Source organism: Acinetobacter tianfuensis, from assembly GCF_003611465.1.
Lineage (GTDB): Bacteria > Pseudomonadota > Gammaproteobacteria > Pseudomonadales > Moraxellaceae > Acinetobacter > Acinetobacter tianfuensis.
The window spans coordinates 34699-55434 of the sequence record NZ_RAXV01000026.1 but is presented as its reverse complement, the minus strand read 5'-3'; the positions used below and the strand labels follow the sequence as shown (position 1 = coordinate 55434).

The window sequence follows — 20736 nt, the reverse complement described above, 5'->3', positions numbered from 1 at the left end:
ACCTTTAATCACTTGTTTTATCGTGTGTTTCTTTTTTATGCACCACATTGAATCATTTATCGCCACATTTTAAAGCAAGTGATTAATTTAAATAAATAAAATTAAATTTCAGTTAATTTAAACTTTTTTATTTACTTTTTCACACTTGGCGGTTTAACCGTCACAGCATTGATAACCACAGGCTTTACAGGCACATCTTGATGAGGCAGATATATTGCTGTCTGAACTTTTTCAATTTTATCTACGACATCCATGCCTTTAGTCACTTTTCCAAATACAGCATAGCCCGCATTCATCGCACTTTTATTCAAGAAGTCATTATCTTCAGTATTAATGAAAAACTGGCTGCTTGCAGAGTCCGGATGATTCTTCCGCGCCATTGCTAAAGTACCGCGTGAGTTTTTTATACCATTTGAAGATTCATTGATAATTGGCGCACGGGTTTGTTTTTCAGCCATTTTAGCGTCCATACCGCCGCCTTGAATCATAAAACCTGGAATCACACGGTGGAATATGGTGCCATTATAAAGACCTTCATTTGCATACTGAATAAAGTTCTTCACAGAAACAGGCGCTTTATCATCCAGCAGTTCTATTTCTATAGAACCCATATTGGTTTTCATTTCTACAATTGTATTTTGCGCCCATGCACCTATGCTGACTGCTGAAGCCGCGATCACTGCCAATACCTGTTTTAACATTTACTCACTCATCTATTTTAAATAATACTTGTCACTGACTATATTTTAGTCTTTCATGAAAAATAAAGCATTAGCGATACATACATAATTAAGAGAATAATGATGAATATACGCAATCAGCCTGCTGCACATATCGTACATGAACCGCCTTGGCCTCTGCATGGCCACGCCTATATTTTAAATTATTGGCTCAGTCCTGCTTTAATCAAGACTGCGGCAGAATTTCGGCTAGCGCCCTCTCCTATTGGCCGCGTTATACAAGTCATGCTGGTGCGTTACCATGATTCACCCGTCGGCCCCTATGATGAGCTTCTATTGCTTGATCATCCGCTAATCAGCAAAAGAATGCTCAGCACCATTCCTAAAATTTATGTTTCGAGTCAAATCTCTGTAGATCATGGTCAAACTTTATGGGGTATTCCTAAGGAGCTGGCAGCATTTTCATGGCAGGAAAATGAACTTACCCTATCCTGCACAGTGAGTATTCAAAACCAGAACTTGTCCATTCATATCAAGAAGCCTAAAAGAAACCGCAGCTTCTATATAAACAGCAATCATCTGCCTGCCTCTATTTTAAAAATCCGCCAATCTTGGCAAGGACAGCGCTATCAGTTTACTCCGCAGTTCCGCGGACGCTTCAGCAAAATCAGCAGCGCTGAATGGCAAAGCAATCCTTTGCTCTTTCCAGACTTAAATAAAGCCCGTTTGCTTCAGAGCTTTTCTGTGCCTGAATTCAGCATGATTTTCCCTAAAGCGCTTATCTGCAAAAAATAACAAAGGCGTTCCACGTGAAACGCCTTTTTAAAAATTTAAGCGGCTTTTTTATCCCAAAATTTTCTAAAATTTCGATAAAGCTCAATCGAATATTTTTTGGCGCGGTATGAAACAGGTGTCAGATTAATAAAGCCGTGAGTTTGATCGGGATACTCTTGATAGTGCAGCTGTACACCGTTCTGACGCAGTTTATGTGAGTAAATTTCACCTTCATCATGTAAAACATCATGCCCTGCAGTAATAATGTAAGCAGGCGCTAGACCTTTCAGCTTTCCATATGTCGGTGAAATCAGCGGGTCATCCAAGGCAACCTGATGCTGATCTGCATAAAAAGCCGTAACGTTATCAATATCACCGCTGGTCAGCACTAAGCCATCTTTATAAGCAAAGAAAGAGGGATGACGGCTTTTAAAGTCAACAACAGGATAAATCAGCAGCTGTGCATGCGGACGATACGCTTTTTGCGCGGTACGCTGAGCAATTACTGCTGCAATATTCCCGCCAGCACTGTCGCCAGCGACGGCAATTCGGCTTTTTAAAATTTTCAGCTGACGGCTGTTTTGAAATACCCATGCCAATGCATCTTCACAAGACTGGATCAGCTGTGCAGGGCTTGCTTCTGGCGCTAAAGGATAATCTATACTTAAAACTTGCACCTTTGCATGTACAGCCAGCAGACGGCAAACTTCATCATGTGTATCTAAACTCCCGACAACAAAGCCGCCGCCATGATAAAAGACGATCATCGGCAGCTTTTTATGAGGGGCAGGATGATAATGGCGCGCAAATACCGTACCGCTTTGTAAAGGCAAACGCAGGTCTTCTACTTGCTTAAGCGCTGTAGGCTTATGGCGGATCGACTGCATTTGCAAATCAAACTGTTTCCGTGACTTTTGATAATCTGAACCAATAAAACCGACACGGCCTTGCTTCAGCTGTGCCGCCATCATGCATTTAATCAAAGGGTCGAGTTCTGGAAAAATAAAGGGATAACCCAATGCTTTAGCAATATTTTCTTGAAAAAAACCTGGTAATTTATCCAAGGTACGCACTGCTGTCCCTTGTCCCTTTTCCAGCATTTGCTGCAAGCTTTGATTAAATGCGGCCATTGCGGTCCTCCTTTGCTTTTCTTCATATTATCTACATGATCTGCGTTTATGTGACTATTTTCTTATACAAGTCGCTACATCTGCATACACAGCCTGTCATCGCTTAAGCTAAGCTTATTTTAACCACTTGTCATTGACAATTTTTCTTTCATCTCAGAGTGCTTTTGCAGCTCTAGTTTAAATATGGACAAGATTATGACCATCAAAATTATCGTCGTATCTCTAGCCGTTTCATTTTTAGCTGTCGGCTGCGTCGCTTTTCCAGATGACGGCTATTATGACGGCGGCTATAACCATGGCCGTGTATATGACCGTGACTATGAACACCGCTACGACCGCAATCATGATAAGCAGCGCTGGGAGTATCAGCAGCAGCGCGAACGTTTAGAACGCGACCGCCGCAGACAAGAGCTGGAGCGCCGCAACTGGGAACAGAACCGTAAAAATCAGCAAGAATGGGAACGTAAAAAAAGAGAAGCCGAACACCATCGCAGTGAAATACAGCGTAAGCAAATCCAGCAAGACCGTGAAAGACGTGCCGAGCAAGAACGCAAAAAACGTGAATATGAACGTCAGCGCATAGAACGGCAAGCACAGCAGCGAACTGATCAGCAGCGTAAGTATTGGGAACAGCGCCAACGTGCCGAACAGCAAAAATATGGCCATAACCGCCATAATGAGCGCCGCGATTGAATAAATTTAAGATGACTTAAAGCCTCTGCTTTTCCAGAGGCTTTTTTATGCCTTGATTTATCATGCGCAAAAACAAAACCCTAAAACAATTTCTTGCTTTAGGGCGATGTATTTAGGGGCAACGGTTATCCTTCCGTTTGTGCTTCTCAGCAATTGAATTGGAACTTCCTGTTCTCTATGACTCTAATTTAACTCATAGTGTATTTAAAGCACAGCATCTAAAGCCTTGCAGGCATGTACGCCATTTCTTCACCTGCTGTGCTCTGCCATAGCTCATCAAAGTAAAATTAAATGTTAATGGGGAGTTATTGTATTGCTGCCGGCTGCTCTGCTGCTTCCTCAGCCGCCGGTACAGATTGAATATTGTCTATCGTGCTTTGAGCTGCTGGATCCGCCTGTACAGCTGCACTATTTTGTTCTGCTGCATTGCTTTGCATATCTGCAGTGACTTGTGCACTTTCAGGCGCATGTGCAGTTTCATTTGATGTACAGCCAACCGCAGTTACAGCGGCAGCGCCTGAAGCTAAAAGCATGATTAAGGTTTTTTTCATTTCGGTTATTTCCTTTCATTTTTAAACAAAACGCAAAGTTCGTCTTTGCTGTGCCTATGATGAAAAAAAATTATGTGACCGTCATACATGCTAAGTTGTAATTTTAAGCAATACCCGTAAAGCTTTTGCTATTTTTTATTAATTCAATAGATGATCTGTTTTCACCATTCCCTGCCATATTTCATTTGAGAAGCTAAATCTTGAAAAAACGATAAAAAAAAAGCTTATCCAGTAGATGGATAAGCTTTGAAAAACACATTCGAGAAATTAACTAAAAGAAACTACAGCCATAGAATCTAGCTCTAATATTAACCAATTGAGGTTTTTTGAGAAATACTTAATTCGCCTTAGTATAATCGTTTTTATGTATAAATATTAACCTGACTGCTTTTTGGGCAAAAAAATACAAAAACTTAGCATCCTATTTTTATTTTTCACCGTTTCCGCTATTTCGCCAATATCACAGCTTTCTGCGCAAAAAATGGCGCTGCTTCCCGCAATGATCTCTAAAATCACGTTTTTCAGCATTTTATGTACTGCGATTAAAAAATTATGTCCATGATTGCTTGAATTTTTCCACCCTGCCCCGATTTCTTTAATAATCATGACATTTAGTAAATCATGGCAGTTCAGAATTCATGCAGTGAGAACTGGCGCCAAAGGGACTGTACATGTTTAAGAACCCATTTAAACGGAGTAAATCGATGACAGCTGAGCATAATCAAGACGCTCAAGATTTAGGGCAAGAGCAAGCGGCAGAGCAAACTCAAGCAACTGAGCCAACAGAAGTTTCAGTTGAAGATTTACAAGCGCAGATCACCAATCTAGAAGAAAGCTTAAAGCTGGAAAAAGCGCGTACAGCAAATGCTGTCTATGAGGCGCAAAAAAGTGTTGAGCGTATTCAGCGCGAAGCAGAAAAGCATAAAGATACTGTGCTTGAAAAATTTGCTAAAGAATTGCTGGATTCTGTAGATAACTTAGAACGCGCAATTGCAGCTGCAGGCGATGACTCTGCAGTTGTGGAAGGTGTAAAGCTGACGCTGAAATCGCTGCTGACGACACTGGAAAAATTTGGTGTGGTCGAAGCAGATACACAAAATGGCTTTAATGCTGACCTGCACCAAGCTGTTGGTATTGATCCAAATGCAAAAGCGAATGAAATTGGCACTGTATTGCAAAAAGGCTACACATTAAATGGCCGCCTGATCCGTCCTGCAATGGTTATGGTTGGCGCATAAGCCTTGAAATTAGAGAGTTTGTGAAATTTTTTCTGCCAGCTTACTTGAAAAAATTAGAACGGCTCTCATATCGGATAACAAGTAAATCCCTTTTTATTTCCCTTTGAGAAAGGGAAGATTTTGGGAATAAAAGAATTTTAGAGGAAACATCCAAATGGCGAAAATCATTGGTATTGACTTAGGTACGACTAACTCTTGCGTAGCAGTACTTGAAGGCGACAAAGTTAAAGTAATCGAGAACGCTGAAGGCGCTCGTACAACTCCATCTATTATTGCGTATAAAGATGGCGAAATCCTTGTAGGTCAGTCTGCTAAACGTCAAGCAGTGACAAACCCTAAAAACACATTATTCGCGATCAAACGTTTGATCGGCCGTAAATACCAAGACCAAGCGGTTCAAAAAGACATCGGTCTTGTACCATACAAAATCATCAAAGCAGACAATGGCGATGCTTGGGTTGATGTAAACGACAAGAAACTTGCACCGCAGCAAATCTCTGCTGAAATCTTGAAAAAGATGAAGAAAACAGCTGAAGATTACCTAGGTGAAACAGTCACTGAAGCAGTAATTACTGTTCCTGCTTACTTCAACGATGCACAGCGTCAAGCAACTAAAGATGCAGGTAAAATTGCTGGTTTAGAAGTGAAACGTATCATCAATGAACCAACTGCTGCTGCTTTAGCGTTCGGTATGGACAAAAAAGAAGGCGACCGTAAAGTTGCAGTTTACGACCTTGGCGGCGGTACTTTCGACGTTTCAATCATTGAAATTGCTGACCTTGATGGCGACCAGCAAATTGAAGTGCTGTCTACAAACGGTGATACATTCCTTGGCGGTGAAGACTTCGATAACGCGTTAATTGAATTCCTTGTTGAAGAATTCAAGAAAGAACAAAGCGTAAACTTGAAACAAGATCCGCTTGCTCTTCAACGTTTAAAAGAAGCCGCTGAAAAAGCAAAAATCGAGCTTTCTTCTTCAAATGCAACTGAAATCAACCTGCCATACATCACTGCAGATGCAACTGGTCCTAAACACTTAGTGATCAACGTGACTCGTGCAAAATTAGAAGGCCTTGTTGCTGACTTAGTTGCTCGTACAATTGAGCCTTGCCGTATTGCGCTTAAAGATGCAGGTCTTTCGACTTCTGACATCTCTGACGTCATCTTGGTGGGCGGTCAATCACGTATGCCAATGGTTCAACAGAAAGTCCAAGAATTCTTTGGTCGTGAACCACGTAAAGACGTGAACCCGGATGAAGCAGTAGCAATGGGCGCTGCGATTCAAGGTGCGGTACTTTCAGGTGACAAAACTGACGTACTTCTTCTTGACGTAACACCGCTTACACTTGGTATTGAAACAATGGGCGGCGTGTTAACAGCAATTATCGAGAAAAACACCACGATTCCTGCGAAGAAATCTCAAGTATTCTCAACTGCTGCTGACAACCAGCCTGCTGTAGACATTTCTGTGTTCCAAGGTGAACGTAAAATGGCGCAGCAAAACAAATTGTTAGGCAACTTCCAATTAGGCGACATCCCGCCTGCTCCACGCGGTGTGCCGCAAATTGAAGTCTCTTTCGACATCAACGCTGACGGTATCTTGAAAGTATCTGCGAAAGACAAGAGCACGGGTAAAGAGCAATCCATTCAAATTAAAGCAAACTCAGGTTTGAGCGATGCTGAAATTGAAGCGATGATCAAAGATGCTGAAGCGAATGCTGAAGAAGACCGCAAATTTGAAGAATTAGCGAAAGCGCGTAACGAAGCTGACGCGCTTGTATCTTCTGCTCAAAAAGCAGTGAAAGATCTTGGCGAGCAAGTAACTGCAGACGAAAAAACTGCAATTGAAACTGCATCAGCTGAGCTTGAAGCTGCTACGAAAGAAAATGACGTAGAAGAAATCAAAGCGAAAACTGAAGCGCTTCAAAACATCATCATGCCGATTACTCAACGTGCGTATGAAGCTGCTCAAGGCCAAGGCGGCGCTCAAGGTTTCGACCCGAACGCTTTCCAAGGTGATGCTGCTGGCCAACAACAGCAAAAAGCGGACGATGGCGTTGTAGATGCTGAGTTCACTGAAGTTAAAGATGATAAAAAATAATTTGTCACTTTAACCGAGTATTTAAAGCTCAAAAAAACCGCGCGAAAGCGCGGTTTTTTTATGGCCGCCGTTTTCTAAAAAAATGCAGCTCTCAGTATTTATCTCATTGATCATTCAGACAAAGCGTCCATTTTCCGCTACACAAAACTGCATAAATCTTATACATTATTTTAAATTCAACACGACGGCTGCCTCATGCGCTTAATTATACTTATTGCAATACTGCTGTTCGCTGGACTGCTGAGCTATCAAGTACATACACATGACCAGCTCCGCTTCAACTCTTTATCCGACCGGATATTCCATCCTTTTGATACACGGCTGCGTTATCAAATTGCACCTGCAGATCCGCGCTTTGGCCTGACACAGGCAGAAATGATCGAGCTGACCCGGCAAGCAGCAGATATTTGGCAGCAAGGGACCGGCAAACAGCTGTTTATCTATGACCCCAAAGCGCAGCTGCAAATAAAACTGGTCTATGACGAACGCCAAGATAACTTTAATGCTTTTAAAAAAACTCAGGAAAGTCTGCTTCAAACCAAAAATAATAATCAGCGCGTCAATGATAACCTCACTGCTTCAGGTGATTATCTTAACCGCATGTACAATAATCTGCTCCAGCGTCAAAGCATGCTGGAAGCTGAACGCCAGCATCTTCAACAGCAGCGCAGCAGCTGGAGCCAAATAGAAACTGCAGAGGGTGAAAACCGCCAGCGCATTGAACAGCAATATCAGCAGCTGCAGGAAAAGAGCAGCCGGCTCAACAGTGAAATTCAATATTTCAATAAAATAAATGATCAATTCAACCTGCAAATCAATGCGCACAATCAAAATATTGAACGTTATAACTTAAATGTTACATTAGCCAAACACCGCTTCCCGCCGCGAGAGTTTCATAAAGGTATTTTTATGGGCAAAGAAATCCAAATTTACCAATTTGAAAGCAAAGATGACTTACGCCTGACTATTGCGCATGAACTGGGCCATGCGCTTGGATTAAGCCATCATTCAGATGCGAAAGCGCTGATGTACCCGATGCTGGGCGAACAAAATCTGCAGCACTTTCAATTGCAGCCCTCAGATATCGCCCTGCTGGCTTCGCGCTAAAACACGAGTATAAAAACCCTATTTTTTATAGGGTTTTTATACAAGCATTAACAACAAAACAGCAGTTTCATGTTAACCTGAACACTATAACTTCTGCCTGAATCTATGAATGGAGAGCAATGTGAGTTACTACCATATCTTAATTGAAGTGAATGACCACATCAGCACAATCGAACAAACACGTGATATTGAAATTTTTGATATTACAGAAATTCAGCCTTATCTCCATTCTATTCTTCTGCCTTATTTCAATGAAAACCTGCTTGAACTTGAGGACGAAAATATAGCATTTAAAGATGTGCTGCACCTTGAAGTCAAACAAACCCTGCTGCCAATTCAGCACTTGATTGAAGAAGAGCAAAAACTGCTGCCAAGCGACACGGATATTACAATCTCTGCTTATGAAATTTTTAATAACCGTGATTTGAGCCAAGATGTAACCACGATTATTTTAGATTTACTCGAAGCGATTAAACTGGATGCTGATGTTTAAAGCATAAAAAAGCCCTCGATTGAGGGCTTTTTTGAAACTGTATAAGCGCTTTCTTAAATAGAAAAAGATGAACCGCAGCCGCAAGTTGTCGTTGCATTCGGGTTTTGAACCACGAAACGTGAACCTTCCAAGCCTTCTAAATAATCAACAACTGAACCAACTAAATACTGGTAGCTTAATGAATCTACAAGCATTTTAACATCGCCATTTAAAAACTCAGCGTCATCTTCATTTTGGCTTTCTGCAAAATTGAAGCCATAAGAAAAACCTGAACAGCCGCCGCCGGTCACATAGACACGGAGCATTAAATCTTGGTTACCTTCACTGTCACGCAATTGGCGTACTTTATTGGCAGCATTGTCAGTCAGCACAAGTGCTTGAGCATTCATGATGGGTTCCTCTGTTCGGTTCGGACATCTTTAAAAAGAAAAGACCATATTTCAAGTATAACATACTCAATATATGGTCAGTCTTTGCAAATAAAACTAAATCAGAGCAAATTTATCAGGATTATTTGTAATTTTCATCCTGCAATGCGCATTCAAAGTTTTTCGGATCTTCTTTACAGCGGAACTGCCACAGCAGTTTCATCATTTGCCTGTCATACACACCGCGCTTGGTTAAATCCACACGCGCCTCACGCATCATTTTTTGATAACCCGCGCGGTCTGCTGCCGGCACATCCATCCAATATTTACTTGGAATATCAGTTTTCATTTTACCTAAAATATTAAAAGCGCGCGGCAGCTGAGTTTTGACCCATTCACGAGATTTTTGACCATAGCCCGCAGGAAACTTATCTGGACGGATAATAATGTTGCCCGTCACTTGCAAAATTGGATAATTGACTATAGCGCCTTTCGTGCCTAAGCCCTTGTGCAATTCTAACGGTTTAAACACAGCCGCTGGCGCGCCAATAATATCGACTTGGCCATTATTAAACTTTGCGCCAAAGTTGGTGACATCTGCGCTGACCGCTTGAGCGCCGACTTGCTGCACCATAATTTTTTGCGCTTCATCATAATCCAGTACGGCTATTTTTTTACCCGCGGCTTTGGCAACTGTATTAATGCTGCGGTCATTGACCAGTAAGTAAGCATCACCGACAGGAATCACACCAGCAATTTCATATTTGCCATGCAGCATTTTTTTGCTGAACACTGGGTTTGCCAGACCTTGCATCACTTTCACCGCCAGTTTCAAATCTGGAATGGCGCCAATAGCATCTAAAGAACCAGTAAATGAGTTAAATTGACGGCCGCGCATACCTGTCACACTGATACCGTCACACTTGCCTGCTTTGAAATCTTCAGCAATCACACCTTCATTTTGACCGACGCGCAGCTCAATATCTGCACCCCAATTTTTTGCAGCCAGCTGATAATCTTTCATCAATGTATAAACGTCGCCGTTTTTACCCACTAAATCAAATACACACACAACCTGTTTTGCCTGTACAGCACCAGCTGCAGCCATCAAACCTGCGCCTGCTGCCAGCATTTTAAGCATTTTTATTTTGTCCATTCTTCAAGTCCTTGCTGCTTTATTTTTATTTACTCAAGCAAGAAAGCCAGCGCTCTGAGACAGCTGCCGTCTTGCCTTATGCCCAGCATTCAATCCTTTATTCAAATGCTGGAATACATCATCTTCCTGTACTTTCAGCAATCATACAATTGCCAAAATGCCATGAAACACACATCAAAAAAAGCCTAGAATTTCTAGGCTTTTCCTTTATAAAACAATTTATTCACCGCCAAGTGAGCACTCAAAGTTCGCCTTATCGACAGAACAGCGCGCTTTCTTCAATACAGACATCATGCCTGCATCATAAATACCGCGCTTGGTCATATCCATACGGCCTTCACGCAGCAGTTTTTGATACTTGGTTTTTTCTTCCGCAGTTAAATTCAATTTGAATTTTGCTGGAATGCCAGCCTCTAAACGGCTAATCATAGAGAAACTTTTCGGCAAGTTTTTCACAAACCAATCACGGGATTTTTGACCGAAACCTGCAGGGAACTGATCTGGACGGACGACCAGATCGGCTGTCACTTGCAATACCGGGAAATTAAACATTGCGCCATTTGAACCTAGGCCTTTATAAATTTCTAATGGTTTGTAGGCATATGCTGGAGCGCCGACCATATCAACTTGACCATTATTAAATTTCGCTACAAAGTTAGATACATCAGAAATTACCGCTTGCGCGCCTACACGCTGCACCATAATTTTTTGCGCGTCATCATAGCCTAAAACTGCAAATTTTTTGCCTGCAGCTTTTTCAATAGAGTCGATACTCTTGTCACGGACAAAGATAAATGCTGAACCTAAAGGCGCAATACCTGCTACTTCATATTTTTTGCCGCCTAGGTTACTGACCATTTTGCTGGCATTGCGCTGATCCAACGCAAAAGTAATTGCGCGTTTAGCAATCTCATTGCTCGGCGCGCCGCCAAGCGCATCAATAGAACCTGCAAATTTGTTGTACTGGCGCGCACGCATAGCGGTCATAAATACGCCGTCACATTTGCCTGCTTTAAAATCATTATCAGCAACAGCTTCGTCCTGACGTGGAATCAGATTCACTTCCGCTCCCCAGCCTTTTGCAGCCAGCGCCCATTCTTGAGCCATTTGGAACGATTCACCCGACTTGCCCAGCAAGTCGAATACACAGATGTCAACTTTTTGCGCTTGGGCTGTTCCTGCAAAACCAATTGCAGACACTGCAGCCAAAGAAAGAAGAGCTTTTTTCATTGTACTTATCCTTTTAAAATCTTTTTGTTCATGGGTATCCATTCACTGCAAATATTAAGCAAGTTATTTTTAAAAAAATAGAGCATTTACTCCATTTTTTTATGTCATTTTGGCACTTTTTACAATAAAAGCGGTATATCGCACAGTGTTTAATCTGAAATATATGAATAAAATGCATATATTTAGCATTTAAAATACTCTGCTCCAGCAATCGCTTGGAGCTGTTACAAATTTATAAAAATTTCTATCTTATTCACCGCCAATAGAACACTCAAAATTGGTTCTTTCCACTGTACAGCGGGCTTTTTTTAATACTGTCATCATAGTCGAGTCATAAACGCCCTGTCGGCTCAGCTCTATACGGCCATCCCGCAGCAATTTTTGATAGCGCAGCTGATCTTCTTTAGGAATATCTGATTTATATTTAGCAGGAATTTCAGCCTCCATTCGCTCAATCATTTTAAAACCGCGAGGTAATTCACCTAAAAACCACTCTCGCGATTTTTCACCAAAACTGTCTGGAAATGCATTGGGTTTAATAATCAAATTGGCGGTTACGTTTACGACTGGATAATTAAACATAGCCCCTTTGCTGCCTAAGCCCTTATAAATTTCCAAAGGTTTAAAGGCATAGGCTGGCGCTGCAATAATATCAACTTCACCGTCATTAAATTTTTTAACAAAATTAAAAATATCAGCAGGCACACCAACTGCACCCACACGCTCAATCGCCACTTTTTGAGCTAAATCATAATGTAAATAAGCGAATTTTTTACCTTTACCTTTTTCAATGGTATTGACCGAACGGTCCCGGACAAAAATATAGGCAATGCCGATAGGACTGATTCCGGCTAATTCATACTTTGTATTTCCTCTCGTAGAAATAAGCCGTTTGTTATTACGTTTATCAAGTGCATAGGCGATCGCTTTTTTAGCAATTGCATTGGAAGTCACGCCGCCCAAAGCATCAATTGAGCCGCCAAATTTATTATATGCCCTGCCCCGCATAGACGTCATCGCAACTGCATCGCATTTATCTGCTTTAAAATCTTTCTCAGCCTGTTCTTCTGATTGGTAAGGAATGAGCTTTATATCTCCGCCCCAATTTTTTGAAGCTAAAGCCCATTCTTCCATGAGCTTATATGATTCTCCAGCCTTACCCAGTAAATCAAAAACACAAATCGTCTGCTTTGCCTGAGTTTGCATTGAACAAACTGACAATAGCGCTGCAGATAGCATTAAAAATCCTTTTTGCATCGCACAATCCTTTTCCAGTTGGTTTTATTGTCTATTTTTTGTTTAATTTGATTTTAATATAAACAGCTTCTGCGCATCCGCCTAGTAAAATTCCTGCTATTCGATAAAAAAAGTGATGAATATCTCATTTTTTATTTTTGAAACCGCCATTTTCTCAGGGCCGTTTTGGTTTTGAGTAGGCTTCCTTTAGAATAGCGCCATCTTTTTGCTGTGTTTTATCGTTCATGATTCAGTTAGACCAACTTTCTATACGTCGCGGCGGACGTGTTTTATTTCAAAAAGCGTCCATGCAGCTGCACCCAGGCTGGAAAATTGGCCTCACTGGTGTCAATGGTGCTGGAAAATCCACCTTATTTTCCGCATTGTTAGGCGGCATGGAATCTGACGGCGGTTCATTAACCCGTCCAGCAGTTTGGACAGTTGCTCACATGGCCCAAGAAATCAAAGCCTTAGATATGAAAGCAATCGATTTTGTACTTTCAGGCGATGAAGAATTTTGGGACATTCAGCACAAGCTGGAACATCCAGAAAATCTAACAAATGAAGAATTGGCGCATCTATATGGCCGTTTTGATGAAATTAATGGCTATGCTGCTGCCTCTAAAGCATCACAGCTGATGGCTGGTCTGGGCTTTTTTGAGCATCAATCCGAATTAAGCGTTTCCAGTTTTTCTGGCGGCTGGCGTATGCGCCTGAATTTGGCCCGCACTTTGATGAGCCGTTCAGACCTGCTCCTGCTGGACGAACCAACAAACCATTTAGATTTAGATGCCATTTTATGGCTGGAAGACTGGTTAAAAGCCTATGAAGGCACGCTGATTTTAATTTCACATGACCGTGATTTCCTTGATGCAATTACCGACCACATTCTGCATATCGAAAATCAGGAACTGATTTTATACACTGGCAATTATTCAACTTTCGAGCGCACCCGCAGTGAACGCCTTGCACAGCAGCAGCAAGCCTACGAAAAACAGCTGGAAACCCGTGCGCATTTACAAAAATTCATTGATCGTTTTAAAGCTAAAGCGACCAAAGCCAAACAGGCGCAAAGCCGTATTAAACAATTAGAGCGTATGCAGGAATTATCTGCCGCTCATGTAGATACGCCTTTTACTTTCAGCTTCCGTGAACCGACAAAAATGAGTTCCCCTCTGCTGCAGCTGGAACATGCCGACATTGGTTATGGCGAAAAATTAATTGCCACCAATATCAACCTGCAAATTACACCCAATAGCCGTATTGGCTTGCTCGGGATGAATGGCGCAGGCAAATCAACCCTGATCAAATCCTTGGTTAATGATCTTCAGCTGCTCAAAGGTCAGCGTAAAGCTTCTGAGTTGCTGAATATCGGCTACTTTGCACAGCATCAAATGGATGCGCTGGACGGCAATGCCAGTCCAATGCTGCAGCTTGCACGTATTGCGGATAAAAAAATCAGTGAAGCAAGCTTACGTTCTTTCCTTGGCAGTTTTGGTTTCAGCGGCGAACGCATGGATACGCCAAGTGAAGGTTTTTCTGGCGGCGAACGTGCGCGTTTAGCCCTCGCCCTTATCGTATGGCAGCGCCCAAATGTATTAATTCTAGATGAACCGACGAACCATTTAGATCTCGATATGCGTCATGCACTGACAATGGCTTTGCAGGATTTTGAAGGCGCTGTCGTTCTAGTTTCTCATGAACGCCAGCTCATTGCCGCGGTCTGCGATGAACTTCTGCTGGTACATAATGGCCAATGCCGTGAATTTGACGGAGACCTTCCTGCATATGCTGAATGGCTGCGTCAGGCGCGTATAGAAATCATGAAAAATGGCCAGCAGCCCGCTGCACCCATTCAGTCAAAAGTTGCCGATAAACCAGCAATTTCCAAGCTGGATAAAGAAGCGCAGCGTAAAGAAGCAGCCCGCCGCCGTGAGCTCAGCCGCCCCATCCGTAAAAATATTGAGAAATGTGAAGCTCAAATTGGCAAGTTCCAGCCGCGCTTAGCAGAAATTGAAACATTGCTTGGCGATGCATCTTTATATGAAAGCAGCCGTAAAGATGATCTGCTTCAGCTGATGAATGAACAGACGGATTTAAAGGGTCAACTGGCGCAAGCAGAAGAGCAAATGCTTGAATTAATGATGGAATTAGAGGAATTAGAAAGCGGTTTCGCAGACTGATCAGCACTGTTCAGTTTTGCTAAACCTAACAGATCGCCGTGAAATAAATGTTCCACGGCGATTTTTTATTAAAAATAAACAATCAAAAACCAAACGGCTAAACCCGAAATATAATCCTGCAAAAGAAATAAAACAGCTGATCGAGCACAATTTTGTAAAGTGATAAAGCTGAATCAATAGCAATCCGCATTGAAGAACAAAATTTGCATACCCATTGCTTTTAAATTCAAAATTAGGCTTTAAATTTAAAACCGCAATTTAAATTCATTTTAAAAAATTTAAATTTAAAAACAATCCACACTATACCTTTAAATTCATTTTAATTTCACACCCAAACTGTGGATAATTTTTATTTTTGTACCGCCTATCTTTTTCTATGATTAAAATAATTATCCACACATGATGACTAAACTTGTTCTTATAAGCATTATATTTATTGGCTAAAACCCTATTCTTTTTATTTCAGAAACCGCAGCTCTGTAATCTTCCAGCTTTGATCAAAATGCCAAAGCTCCTGAATCCTTTGCCTATTTTCAGTTAATCCAATCAGAATTTTACAGTTCTCCTGCTCACGGTCAAATGCATATTCTTCGAATTCTACGTCTGGTTTACGCGGCTTCCATACGCCATTTTTGACAGCATGTGCAATTCTTTCGTAACGGGTAAAGTTGCTTTCTATGCGCCCATCTTGCTCATATACCACCTTAAAGCGCTCATCTTCATACTGAAGCAGCACCTCATAATTGCCTGTAAAAAATGCATTGACCCAAATATCACGAATCTGTTCCAGCTGATTATCCATCATTTTTCACCTCATATTTTGATAGTAAAACATGCTTCCAGACCGATATGACACCTTCATTAAATGCATTAAGCATGATTTAATTTGATTATAATTTATCCATCATTCAGCTACATTAGCATAAAAAAAAGCACCCCGAAGGGCGCTTTTTAAAATTTTTCTGTAACGGATTAAGCATCAATATCCGCATTCAATGCATTCTCTTCAATGAATGCACGGCGCGGTTCAACATCATCACCCATTAAGCAAGAGAACATTCGGTCAGCTTCAATCGCATCCTGAACTGTCACCTGCAGCATGTTGCGGTTTTCAGGATCCATCGTGGTTTCCCACAGCTGTTCAGCATTCATCTCGCCCAAACCTTTATAGCGCTGAATCATCATGCCGCGGCGCGAATCCTGCAGGATTTGCTGCCACACTTGATGGAAAGAGCTGACCATAATTTTACGGTCACCTTTCTGTAAATAGGCGCCTTCTTCAAGCAAAGTAAACCAGCTCTTCGAATTTTTCAGCAAGCGCGCATATTCACCGGAGCCAAGCAAGCCCGCATCTAATAGATAACTATGCGGCAGGTTATGTACATAGATCGTAATACGCGGCAAATATGCCTCTGCTTTCTGGCCATCAGCAGCTTCTTTTTCAAAGATTTCGAAGCTCAATTCTGGACGTAAAGCTGGCTGTGCGTGCTCAACTGCAGCACGGATCTGCTCACCCCACTGTTCCACATATGTGCGGTCTGTCATCTGATCCAGCTTAAAGCCTTCAACAGAAATCAAAGCATCCAGCAAACTTGCAGGATAACGCACGGTTAAACGATGCAAGCTCTTCTGTGAGGTTTGGTAATCGGCAATCACTTTTGCTAAAGCGTCACCGCGAATCGCCGGCGCATCTGCGCTGACATGCAATTCTAGCTCGTCAATCGCGCTGGAAATTAAGTAAGTTTCTAAAGCATCATTATCTTTAATATATTGCTCTTGCTTGCCTTTTTTCAGCTTATACAGCGGCGGCTGCGCAATATAAATATGGCCGCGCTCAACCAGTTCAGGCATTTGACGGAAGAAGAAAGTCAGCAGCAGCGTACGGATATGTGAACCATCAACGTCAGCATCGGTCATAATAATGATTTTATGATAACGCAATTTGTCTGGGTTATATTCTTCACGGCCAATACCGCAGCCAAGCGCAGTAATCAGCGTACCGACTTCAGCAGATGAAATCATCTTGTCAAAACGCGCACGCTCCACATTCAGAATTTTACCTTTCAGCGGTAAAATCGCCTGCATCTTACGGTTACGGCCCTGCTTGGCAGAACCGCCCGCAGAGTCACCTTCGACCAAATACAGTTCCGACAATGCTGGATCTTTTTCTTGGCAGTCAGCCAATTTCCCCGGAAGGCCTGCAATGTCCAGTGCGCTCTTGCGGCGTGTCATTTCACGCGCTTTACGGGCTGCATCACGCGCACGGGCTGCATCAATAATTTTGCCCGCAATCGATTTCGCGGCTTGCGGATTTTCCAGCAAGTATTCAGCAAAGGACTTATTCATCGCCTGCTCTACAGCAGACTTCACTTCGCTTGATACCAATTTTTCTTTGGTCTGCGAAGAGAATTTAGGATCAGGCACCTTAACAGAAACAATTGCTGTTAAACCTTCACGCGCATCATCACCGGAAACTGCAACTTTCTCTTTTTTGAGCAAGCTTTCGCTTTCCATATAGCTGTTCAAACCGCGAGTTAGAGCTGCACGGAAACCTGCTAAATGCGTACCGCCATCTTTTTGCGGAATGTTATTGGTAAAGCAGCGGACATTTTCCTGATATGAATCATTCCATTGCAAAGCAACCTCAACACCGATACCGTTATCTGCCTGCGCTGTGAAATGGAAAATATCATTCAGATGAGTTTTGCCTTCGTTAATATATTTAACGAATTCTGACAAGCCGCCTTCATAATCATAGACATGCTCCAGATTGATACGCTCATCACGCAATACAATGCGAACACCCGCATTTAAGAACGAAAGTTCGCGTAAACGGCGGGCCAAAATATCAACATTAAAAATTGTTTGGCTAAAAGTTTCCGCGCTTGGATAAAAGCGTACAGTTGTTCCTGAAACATCCGTTACGCCTGTTTCACGCAGCTTATAAACAGGATCGCCATGGCGATATTCTTGTTCGTAAGTTTTGCCCGCGCGGCTAATATTTAAAAGTAATTTTTCAGATAAAGCATTTACAACTGAAACGCCAACACCATGCAAGCCGCCTGACACTTTATAACTGTTGTCATCAAACTTACCGCCTGCATGCAGAATGGTTAAAATCACCTCAGCAGCAGATACTCCTTCTTCTGGATGAATATCTGTTGGAATGCCGCGGCCATTATCAGACACACTAACCGACTCATCTTCGTGAATCGTTACCAGAATTTCATCACAATGGCCTGCCAAAGCTTCGTCAATTGAGTTGTCGACAACTTCGAATACCATATGATGCAAACCTGTGCCATCGTCTGTATCACCGATATACATGCCTGGGCGTTTACGAACAGCATCTAGGCCACGCAATACTTTGATACTAGAGGAATCATAAGCCTTTTCATTGGTTTGTTCTGTATTAGAGACAGATTGCTCTTCTGAACTCATGGTTTCTCCCTAGTGAAAAATAGGTCTATCCAAAATGGGTAAATCATCATTGCACAGCAAGCTGAACAGCACCGCCTTCAACCTTGAATAATTGATAGGAAATAGATAAATCATGCATGTGCTGCTTAACTGATTCGTGATCTAAAGTGGTCATAAAAACCTGGCTGCCAAGCTGGCTTAAGCGCTCAATTAAACGTTGTTGTGCAGTTAAATCTAATTCTGCTGTCACATCATCCAATAATACCACAGTTTCCTTATTGCAGGCATGCAGCATTGCAATCTGAGACAGCTTTAGCGCCGTCAGAAGAAGCTTTTTTTGACCTCTGGAAAGTACAGTATCAGCATCTCCCATTGAGGTCTTTAAACGCAGGTCTGCACGGTGCGGCCCGTATTCAGTATAGCGCCGCTCCAGATCTTTATAATGTGAGTTGGTCAAATCATTCAGCAAGCCAGTCTCATGATGATAGCCTGAATAATATTCGAGGCTGATTTGCAAATCTGGCAGCAATTGAGCTAAATCCTGCTGCAAATAACGCTGCCATTGCTCCACTGCAGACTGACGCTGCAAATGTAAAATTTCACCATAATCGCTGAGCATTTTGTTCCACGGCTCTAAATCACTTAAACTTAAACGGCTCTGTGACTTCAGCAGGCTGTTGCGCTGTTTCAGCGCCCGCGCATAGTATTGCCAAGCATGGTAAAACTCCGGTTCCACGTGGAACATCATCCAGTCCATCATTTGACGGCGCGGTTTAGCGCCATGATCAATAATGTCTGTACTTTGCGGATCAATCAGCTGCAGCGGCAAAATTTTTGCCAGCTGCCCTTGCGTCGCAACCAAATCACCATTGACTTTAATGATCTGCTCGCCGCCTTGGAATTTCTGCATTCCAATTTTATCGGCTGCCGACTGCGCAAAAACAATCGCATCGTTCGCTTGGTTTTGAATGTAGTTTTTAGGAATATGCGTGCGGAAAGAACGGCCCGTCGCCAGTAAATGTATAGCCTCTAAAATCGAGGTTTTACCGGAACCATTTTGACCATAAAAGACGTTAAACGGCTGCAATCCTGCGAGTGCAACCGTCTTTAAATTTCGAACACGTTCTATATGTAAACGCGTAATTTGCATAGCTGTTTTACAGTATTCAGCGCTATTTAAACACGCATCGGCATCACAACATAAGTTTGATCTTCATGCAGCGGATCTTGCACCAGCACAGACTGATTGGCTTCAGTCATAGTCATAGATACATCTTCACCGTCCAGCACATTCAGCACATCCAGCAAGTACTGCGCATTGAATGACATTTCCATTGATGAGTCTGCATATTGAATCGCTAAGTCCTCGATCGCTTCGTCCTGCTCTGGGTTATTCGCACGAAGCTGCAAAGAGTCTGGGTTAAAATTCAAAAACACGCCGCGCAGCTTTTCATTACTTAAAATCGCAACGCGCTGCAGCGACTGCTTAAAGACATCATGCGCAATACGCACATTTTTATCACCGCCGCGCGGAATAACGCGACGGTAGTCAGGGAATTTACCATCAATCAATTTTGTCGTGAAACGTACAATCAACTCGCCCTGCTCTTTGTCACGGCTTGGGATGCTGATCGTAACATTCAGCAGCTCTCGGCCAATCAGCAGCACCAGCTGTTCATCTTCAACACTCAGCAAACGCTGCAGCTCGCCTACGGCTTTACGCGGTACAATCGCTTGAACCGCCTGAGCTGCATTTGATACAGCCGCTGTTTCACACAGCGCCAAACGGTGGCCATCCGTAGTGACTGCACGCAGCTGATTTTGGTCTACTTCAAGCAAAGTACCCGTCAAATAAAAACGTACATCCTGCACTGCCATCGCAAATGCCGTTTTTTCAAATAAACGCTTCAGCTCACGCTGTGTCACCGTAATGTCTGTACCCTGCGTATTTTCAGTGGTCAGCAGCGGATAATCCTCTGCAGGCAATGTACCTAGCACAAAACGGCTGTTTCCTGACTTTAAAATACAGCGCTGGTCTTCAGTAATTTGCAAGTCAATAAGTGCAGCTGATGGCAGCGATTTACAAATATCAACCAGCTTACGCGCAGGCACTGTTGTTTCACCTGCCTGCAGGCATGCGCCGGCAGGTAAAGCCACCGAAGCAACCAATTCAACTTCCAGATCAGAACCTGTAATCGTCAATGTTTGTTCAGTCACCTGAATCTTCAAATTAGATAAAATATTTAAGGTATGGCGACGTTCGACCGCTCCTACGACATGTGATAGAACATTCAGTAAGCTTTCTTTCGCGATTTTTAAACGCACGATACATTCCTCTAAAACTGAAGATTAAGAATAGATAAAGATTAATTTTTT

Annotated in this window: 19 protein-coding genes; 7 read left to right on the top strand and 12 right to left on the bottom strand. The window is 42.5% G+C overall.

What is annotated here, in order from left to right; all coding sequences use genetic code 11:
- Positions 1–131: 131 nt before the first annotated feature.
- Positions 132–701, bottom strand: coding sequence for a peptidylprolyl isomerase (locus D7V32_RS12000; RefSeq protein WP_120403091.1), 570 nt, complete (start codon positions 699–701; stop codon positions 132–134).
- Between the two features lie 102 nt (positions 702–803).
- On the opposite strand from D7V32_RS12000, the gene D7V32_RS11995 reads away from it, so the two are divergent.
- Positions 804–1475, top strand: a complete 672-nt coding sequence (locus D7V32_RS11995; protein WP_120403096.1) for an acetoacetate decarboxylase family protein — start codon at positions 804–806, stop codon at positions 1473–1475.
- Between the two features lie 35 nt (positions 1476–1510).
- On the opposite strand, the gene D7V32_RS11990 is transcribed toward D7V32_RS11995, so the two are convergent.
- A complete protein-coding gene (locus D7V32_RS11990; protein WP_120403090.1) occupies positions 1511–2584 on the bottom strand; it encodes an alpha/beta hydrolase in 1074 nt (357 codons plus the stop codon).
- Positions 2585–2779: 195 nt separating this feature from the next.
- Here D7V32_RS11990 and D7V32_RS11985 point away from each other — a divergent pair, with 195 nt between their 5' ends.
- Complete coding sequence (locus D7V32_RS11985; protein ID WP_120403089.1) at positions 2780–3277, top strand: hypothetical protein; 498 nt, start codon at positions 2780–2782, stop codon at positions 3275–3277.
- Between the two features lie 305 nt (positions 3278–3582).
- On the opposite strand, the gene D7V32_RS11980 is transcribed toward D7V32_RS11985, so the two are convergent.
- Entirely contained in the window at positions 3583–3828 is a 246-nt protein-coding gene (locus tag D7V32_RS11980; RefSeq protein WP_120403088.1) for a hypothetical protein, read from the bottom strand.
- Between the two features lie 375 nt (positions 3829–4203).
- Positions 4204–4434 (bottom strand): hypothetical protein, encoded by a 231-nt coding sequence (locus D7V32_RS11975; protein ID WP_120403087.1) that lies wholly within the window; start codon positions 4432–4434, stop codon positions 4204–4206.
- A gap of 98 nt (positions 4435–4532) precedes the next feature.
- Here D7V32_RS11975 and grpE point away from each other — a divergent pair, with 98 nt between their 5' ends.
- The 4 genes from grpE (at position 4533) to D7V32_RS11955 (ending at position 8767) form a co-directional block, all read left to right on the top strand.
- The gene (gene grpE / locus D7V32_RS11970) at positions 4533–5066 is read left to right on the top strand and encodes a nucleotide exchange factor GrpE (RefSeq protein WP_120403086.1); all 534 of its coding nucleotides are present in this window, start codon (positions 4533–4535) and stop codon (positions 5064–5066) included.
- A gap of 154 nt (positions 5067–5220) precedes the next feature.
- Positions 5221–7167: a molecular chaperone DnaK gene (dnaK, locus tag D7V32_RS11965; RefSeq protein WP_120403085.1), complete on the top strand. Its 1947-nt coding sequence runs from the start codon at positions 5221–5223 to the stop codon at positions 7165–7167.
- 195 nt (positions 7168–7362) lie between these two features.
- Complete coding sequence (locus D7V32_RS11960; protein ID WP_120403084.1) at positions 7363–8274, top strand: matrixin family metalloprotease; 912 nt, start codon at positions 7363–7365, stop codon at positions 8272–8274.
- Positions 8275–8383: 109 nt separating this feature from the next.
- The gene (locus D7V32_RS11955; protein ID WP_171407651.1) at positions 8384–8767 is read left to right on the top strand and encodes a hypothetical protein; all 384 of its coding nucleotides are present in this window, start codon (positions 8384–8386) and stop codon (positions 8765–8767) included.
- Between the two features lie 53 nt (positions 8768–8820).
- Here D7V32_RS11955 and erpA read toward each other — a convergent pair whose 3' ends face one another.
- The 4 genes from erpA to D7V32_RS11935 form a co-directional block, all read right to left on the bottom strand.
- Complete coding sequence (gene erpA, locus D7V32_RS11950; RefSeq protein WP_120403083.1) at positions 8821–9156, bottom strand: iron-sulfur cluster insertion protein ErpA; 336 nt, start codon at positions 9154–9156, stop codon at positions 8821–8823.
- 121 nt (positions 9157–9277) lie between these two features.
- On the bottom strand, positions 9278–10276 hold the full coding sequence (locus D7V32_RS11945) for a putative solute-binding protein (RefSeq protein WP_120403094.1): 999 nt from the start codon (positions 10274–10276) through the stop codon (positions 9278–9280).
- Between the two features lie 234 nt (positions 10277–10510).
- Complete coding sequence (locus tag D7V32_RS11940; protein ID WP_120403082.1) at positions 10511–11521, bottom strand: putative solute-binding protein; 1011 nt, start codon at positions 11519–11521, stop codon at positions 10511–10513.
- Positions 11522–11770: 249 nt separating this feature from the next.
- Entirely contained in the window at positions 11771–12778 is a 1008-nt protein-coding gene (locus D7V32_RS11935; protein ID WP_120403081.1) for a putative solute-binding protein, read from the bottom strand.
- A 224-nt stretch (positions 12779–13002) separates the two neighbouring features.
- Between D7V32_RS11935 and D7V32_RS11930 the strand changes: the two genes are divergently transcribed.
- Positions 13003–14940 (top strand): ATP-binding cassette domain-containing protein, encoded by a 1938-nt coding sequence (locus D7V32_RS11930; protein ID WP_120403080.1) that lies wholly within the window; start codon positions 13003–13005, stop codon positions 14938–14940.
- Between the two features lie 457 nt (positions 14941–15397).
- On the opposite strand, the gene D7V32_RS11925 is transcribed toward D7V32_RS11930, so the two are convergent.
- The 4 genes from D7V32_RS11925 to dnaN all read right to left on the bottom strand — a co-directional run bounded on the left by D7V32_RS11925 (position 15398) and on the right by dnaN (position 20685).
- Positions 15398–15745, bottom strand: a complete 348-nt coding sequence (locus D7V32_RS11925) for a hypothetical protein (protein WP_120403079.1) — start codon at positions 15743–15745, stop codon at positions 15398–15400.
- A 167-nt stretch (positions 15746–15912) separates the two neighbouring features.
- The gene (gene gyrB, locus D7V32_RS11920; RefSeq protein ID WP_120403078.1) at positions 15913–18381 is read right to left on the bottom strand and encodes a DNA topoisomerase (ATP-hydrolyzing) subunit B; all 2469 of its coding nucleotides are present in this window, start codon (positions 18379–18381) and stop codon (positions 15913–15915) included.
- Between the two features lie 46 nt (positions 18382–18427).
- Positions 18428–19510 carry a DNA replication/repair protein RecF gene (gene recF, locus D7V32_RS11915; protein WP_120403077.1) on the bottom strand — a complete coding sequence of 361 codons (1083 nt, stop codon included), beginning with the start codon at positions 19508–19510 and terminating at the stop codon, positions 18428–18430.
- A gap of 26 nt (positions 19511–19536) precedes the next feature.
- Positions 19537–20685: a DNA polymerase III subunit beta gene (dnaN, locus tag D7V32_RS11910; RefSeq protein ID WP_120403076.1), complete on the bottom strand. Its 1149-nt coding sequence runs from the start codon at positions 20683–20685 to the stop codon at positions 19537–19539.
- Positions 20686–20736: the final 51 nt, after the last annotated feature.